We start from the raw sequence: 6,468 nt of genomic DNA on the forward strand, positions 1-6,468 counted from the left end.
GTGGTGCCCATGCGCATTGAAGATAATATCGACGGGGATGAATATGCATTACTGCATAATGAAGCCCTTGCCAACGTAGGCGAACCGCCAAAATTTTCCCCTGCGGAGATACAGAAGTATAAAGATGGTTCCGATCCTTACCTGTACCCCAATGTGAACTGGTACGATGTGGTGTTGAAAAAAAGGACCCGGCAAATGATGAATAATCTTGGTGTATCCGGTGGTACGGAAACCGTACAGTATTATCTGAACCTCGGTTATACCATACAGGAAGGTATTTATAACGAAGACCCGGCCAACAGCTATAAGACCAACGCCGCCCTGAAGCGCTACAATTTCCGGTCGAACATAGATGTTAAGCTGAGTAAAAGATTTTCACTTGCACTGGGGCTTTCAGGGATTATTTCCAATACCAACTTCCCGGGCACGGATGCGGGAAGGATCCTCACGGGCCTGAAGCTCACAGCGCCAAACACTTATCCCGTCAAAAATCCCGATGGCAGCCAGCCCGGCGCTTTTGGCGATCTGTTATTGAACCCTTATGCGCTAACTACTCAAACAGGCTATACCAAACAGTTCTACAATACACTGGTGAGCAACCTTTCCGCCAAATGGGATCTTTCCTATGTAACGCGTGGCTTGTCTGCCCGCGGCCTGGTGGCCTTTGATGTGGTGGACATTACACAGAACATCCGGCAAAAGATGCCTGCTACCTATTCTTATGCAAAAGACCCGGTAACGGGCGCTGAAACATATAAGCAATGGTCTACCGAATCACCTTTGGGTTTCCGGAACCTGAATGAAACATATAGAACGATGTATGCGCAGGCAGGCATTGATTATGAACGCGCTTTTGGTAATCATTATGTGACTGGTATGCTCACGGCGGAAAGAAGGGAATTCACGAACGTCAATGCCACCAATTCTATTGATAATCTGCCCGAACGGCGGCAGGGCCTTATCAGCCGCCTCACCTATCATTATAACTACAGGTACCTGCTGCAGCTGAGCGCAGGCTACAACGGATCCGAGAACTTTCCCAAGGGCAAGCGGTATGGCTTTTTCCCGGCCATTGGCGCGGGCTGGATAGTTTCCAACGAAAAATTCTGGAACAAGAACGTAGTGAACCTGCTTAAGCTGCGGGGCAACTACGGCATAGTGGGCAACGACCGTATCGGGGGCGCGCGTTTTCTGTATCAGAGCACTTATAACAAATCCGCCACAGGTTATGTGTTTGGCCTGGACCAGAACCGTAACCCTGGCGGTAAAAGCGAGGCCCGCATCGGGAATATGAATGTAACCTGGGAAACGGCTTATAAAACAGACCTGGGTTTTGACCTCGAAATGTTCGACAGCAGAATCACACTGACCACCAGCGTTTTTCACGAGCGCCGCGAAGGGCAGCTGCTGGAACGGAGAACCATTCCCATTTATGCCGGTTACCCCGGCGGCACGGTGCCTTTCGCCAACGTAGGCATCACTGAGAACAAAGGATTTGAAGGCACCTTACAGCTCAGGAATACTACGAAAGGCGGGTTTTATTATTCCTTCACCGGCAATTTCACCTTCGCAAAAAATAAGATCATTGAAAACGATGCTCCGCCATCGCTGTATCCCTACCAGGATTTCAGGGGAAGCTCCATTGGCGCTAACCTGGGCTACCGCGCGCTGGGCTTTTTCCAGGATCAGCGGGACATAGACAACAGTCCTCCACAAACCGCATTGCAGTCTGTGATCCGCCCGGGCGATATTAAATACGAGGATGTTAATAAAGATGGGCAGATCACTTCAGCCGACCGTGTGATCATCGGCAGCTACGGCTCTGAGCCGCAGATCATGTACGGCTTCGGGGCCACTGCAGCCTGGAAAGGGTTTGACGCCACCATCTTCTTTACGGGAGCAGCCCACCGCGATTTCTTTTTCACGCAAGGGTGGACCGCCTGGGCCTTTTCCGGGCAGGCCGGTTATTACAACGTAATGCAGCAGGTGTACGATAAACGTTTTATTGTAGGCGGTAATAACGAGCATGCAGAATTTCCGGCGGTAAGGGCAGGCAGTACCAACAACTACACGGGTTCCACATTGTGGCAAAGAAGCGGTGATTACCTGCGGATCAAGAACGCGGAGATCGGCTACACCATTCCCGTGAACCTCACTAAAAAAGCCGCGCTAAGAAGCATCCGGGTATTTGTGCAGGGAACCAATCTCGCTACCTGGGATAAGATCAAAGTAATCGATCCTGAATCGGATTTTGGTACCGGCGGTTATCCTATTCCGCGCAACTACAATTTCGGGCTGGAAGCCAATTTTTAGTCAACTTAAATCGGGTATATGAAACGACAATGTTAAAGTTCAATTTAGCACACAGGGCATGAAAATCATGTGGCTAAATAGCATTAAATAGCCGGGGAGTTCCATCCGGCCATTAAAAAAATTAAAATTATTTTCGGATGAAATCATATATCATTCTCCTGCTGGCCGCAGTACTGCTTTTTGCAACGCCATCCTGTAAAAGGGATTACCTGGAGAAAACACCGGATGAAGACCTCACACTGGAGCAGGTATTCACCAACGCAATTTTTGCCGAACAATATCTTGCCAATATCTATTCCCACCTTCCGAAAGAGCTGGCGATGGTGGATAATCCCTGTAACGGATGCGCGGTCAATAATACATTCGATGCCGCCACAGATGAGCTGGAGATCAGCTATGAGCCCAACTTCACCAACGCTATGAATAACGGCAACTGGAACGCCGATTCATATGTGCAGGACATCTGGTCGCAAAGCTACTTTGCCATTCGCAAGGCGAATATCTTCCTGGAAAACATCAGCAAGCTGGCGCCATCTGAAATAGCAACAGAAGACAAGATCACTAACTGGAAAGGAGAGGCCATGTTCCTGCGTGCGCTTAATCATTTTTTCCTGATCAGGGCTTATGGCCCGGTGCCGATCATAGACAGAACGCTGCTGCTGGATGAGGACCTCACTGCTTTTAAACGCCAGCCCATTGACAAGTGTGTGGAATTTATTGTTAGTGAATGCGACAAGGCAGCCGCCCTGCTGCCACTGCGGATAACGGCTACTACTGATTACGGCAAACCCTCCAAAGTAGCTTGTATGGCGCTGAAGGCCAGGGCACTGTTATACATGGCCAGCCCGCTGTGGAACGGCAATCCTGATTATGCCTCATTTACAGACAAGGAGGGCATGCGCCTGTTCCCGGATTTTCAGGCAGCGAGATGGGATGCTGCCGCCACCGCAGCAAAAGCCTGTATAGACCTGGCAGAATCTGCCGGACATAAATTACACCGTTCCGGCGCCGATCCTGTGAAAAATTACCAGGAAGTATTCTACATTAATTTTAACGAAGAAGTATTTTTTACCAGCAATGATCCTGATTATCTGAACATAGATGCCTATAGCGAACCAAGGGGAATGCCCGGCGCCGGCTGGCCTTTGCAGAATGCTACGCAAAATATTGTGGATGATTATGAAATGGCGAATGGCATACGCCCCATCCTGGGTTATAATGCAGATATGACGCCTATTATCAACCCCCTTTCAGGCTATAACGAGAGCAGCCAGGCCGCTGATGCCACCGATCAATATTATGCGGGTACGCGCGGAATGTATGTAGGCCGGGAGCCCCGCTTTTATGCCAGCATTAATTTCACAGGCGCAAAGTTTAAAACCGGCCCCCCGCAGAACAGGAATACCCCGCTGGAATTCTGGAAAGGAGGACTTGACGGCCGGCCATTCGACGCCGGTGCAAATTTCAGCGAAACAGGATATCTTATGAAAAAACTAACGAACCCCTCGTATGTTATGCAGCCCAAAGCAGGGCCCATCAGAACCTGGATATTTTTCCGTTTGGGTGAACAGTACCTCAACTATGCTGAAGCATTGAACGAAGCACAGGGACCCCTGCCGGATGTGTACAAATATGTGAACCTGATCCGTGACCGCGCAGGCTTGCCAGGTCTGCCGCCGGGCCTCTCACAGTCAGATATGCGGGAAAGGATCCGTCATGAACGGCGCATAGAGCTGGCCTTTGAAACACACCGCTATTTTGATGCGCATCGCTGGAAGATCGCAGAGAAAATAGACAATGCAAACATTTACGGTCTGGATGTGTTAACGGACGGCTACAACATTTCCAGCGATGCGTTTTATGTAAGAAAAGTGGTGGAAAAAAGAGTGTTCGAAAAGAAACATTATCTGTGGCCCATTCAACAGCGCGAGCTTGAAAAGAACAGGAACCTGGTGCAAAACCCGGGCTGGTAAGCTATCATCAAATAACCAATACAAATGACAAGATTATTCAACTGCGGATGCATGTTGTTGTTATGCTGCTTCTTTTTCGCGGACACGCATGGCCAGCAACTGTATGAAATGCCTGCCGGCGCTGAAACGCAATGGGTAAGCCTGGAGAATGCTTCTGCTGAGAAAGGAAAGGGCGGCATGGAAAACAAAGGCGCAAAAGGGCACGCATCAGAATGGATAAGGGCAGGCGAACGGAAAGTAATGATGGATTACAACGGGGCAGGAGTGATCAACCGGATATGGATGACTATTATTGAAAGAAGCCCGGCTTCGCTCCGTTCCATTTATATCGAAATGTATTGGGACGGCGCCGCCAAACCCGCAGTATCAGTGCCACTGGGAGATTTTTTTGGCATCGGGCTTGGACGCAGAACGGCTTTTCAAAGTGCGCTGTTCTCAGATCCTGAAGGCAAATCATTTAATTGTTTTATCCCTATGCCTTTTAAAAAACATGCGAAGATCGTTTTTGTGAATGAGTCCAAACATGATCAGCTGCTGTTCTTTGATGTGAACTTTACGAAGGTGAAAAAACATCCGCAGGAGATCGCCTATTTCCATGCATGCTGGACCAGCAGCGCAGATGGCAGGCTGGGCGATGATTTTGAAATACTGCCGCAGGTAAAAGGGAAGGGGCGTTTTTTAGGCACCAACCTAAGCATCATTCCCGACAAGGTTTACGGCGATACCTGGTTTGGCGAAGGAGAGATAAAAATGTACCTGGACGGGGATAAACAATATCCTACGCTTGTTGGTACCGGTACCGAAGATTACGTAGGCTCCGCATGGAATCTTGGTCCTTTTGCACATCTGTACCAGGGTGCGCCCATTGTTGATAAACAAAAAGGGCAGTATGCGTTTTACCGTTATCACATTCCTGATCCCGTTTACTTCCAGACGGATTGTAAGGTGACCATCCAGCAAATGGGCGGCGGCGGAAGGGACAAGATCAGGGCCATTGCAAAAGCAGGCGGCAAAGTGAAGCCCGTTTCCGTGATGACGCAGAAAGGGCTTATAAAACTGCTGGAAGAGCCTGCGTATCCTGATCTGATGGACGACCGGTTCCCGGCAGATGAATGGGTGAATTTTTACCGCGTGGATAATTATTCCGCCACCGCCTATTTCTACCTGGATAAGCCGGAGAACAACCTGCCGCCGCTGGCGCCGCTCGAACAACGATTAAAAGGCATTCTCTAATAAACCGGAATCACATATGAACTGGCACCAAATAGACATCTGGATAGTGGGGATCTATATTTTGCTGATGCTTGGCACAGGGTTCTGGCACCGCCGTTTCGCCAACAAGAGCATGGATAATTTTTTCCTGGGAGGCCGTAAAATACCCGGATGGCTAAACGGTATTTCTTATACGGCAGCGTTGGTAAGCCCCGATGCAGCTACCGGTTATGGCGGCCTGGCAGTGGCTACCGGCGGTTTCATTTGCTGGTGGTACCTGAGCCGGTTTGGCCTGGCGCTTTTTCTCGGCGGGGTGCTGTTTGCTGTTTTCTGGCGCCGCCTGAACCTGTTCACTACACTTGAATTTTATGACCTGCGTTTTCCCAAAGGCGCTGCTGCCGCAATACGGCTGTGGATCGCCCTGCGTACTTCCATGGTGGCCATGCCTGCCTGGACGGGCATTACGCTGCTGGCTGCCTGTAAGATCATGGGACCGGCCTTTAACCTCTCCAAGCTGGAAACATTATATCTCATAGTGCCGGTTTCACTTCTTTTTGTATTCTCTTCAGGATACAAGGGTGTGGTGATCTCGAATTTTATACAGATGATCATTTTTCTCATCGGCACATTAATGCTTGCCTGGCTTACGCTCCGGCACTTCGGCGGCGCAGAGGCAATGGTAACTGCCATTCAGACTAAGTTCGGCCCCTCGGGTGCAGAGATACTGGGCTCCATACCACCAAAAGATCATACCGTGTTTCCCCTTGCTGCTGCATTGGGCTGGCTGCTGGGGCAAAGCATCGGCTACGGCGGCGATGCGGCTCCCATGGGTGGCGCCATGGAAGGGCAGCGCATTCTTTCCACGCGCACACCGGCAGAAGCGCTGACCATGTATGTGGTGACAGCTATCAGCATGTTCCTGCTGCTATTGCTGGTTACATTACCCAGTATCAGTGCCGCGGTGATGTGG

The 6,468-nt window shown here is 50.0% G+C and carries 4 protein-coding genes; all 4 read left to right on the forward strand.

Annotated features, from left to right (window positions below; translation table 11 throughout):
* Positions 1-2,313, forward strand: a 2,313-nt coding sequence (locus tag VIM87_RS04785; RefSeq protein WP_331995875.1) for a SusC/RagA family TonB-linked outer membrane protein, incomplete at its 5' end; no start/stop codon positions are given.
* Between the two features lie 137 nt (positions 2,314-2,450).
* Positions 2,451-4,286, forward strand: coding sequence for a RagB/SusD family nutrient uptake outer membrane protein (locus tag VIM87_RS04790; RefSeq protein WP_331995876.1), 1,836 nt, complete (start codon positions 2,451-2,453; stop codon positions 4,284-4,286).
* Between the two features lie 24 nt (positions 4,287-4,310).
* Positions 4,311-5,519, forward strand: a complete 1,209-nt coding sequence (locus VIM87_RS04795; RefSeq protein ID WP_331995877.1) for a glycoside hydrolase family 172 protein — start codon at positions 4,311-4,313, stop codon at positions 5,517-5,519.
* 16 nt (positions 5,520-5,535) lie between these two features.
* Positions 5,536-6,468, forward strand: a 933-nt coding sequence (locus VIM87_RS04800; protein ID WP_414649586.1) for a sodium:solute symporter family transporter, incomplete at its 3' end; no start/stop codon positions are given.

The organism is Chitinophaga sp., from assembly GCF_036569125.1.
Lineage (GTDB): Bacteria > Bacteroidota > Bacteroidia > Chitinophagales > Chitinophagaceae > Chitinophaga.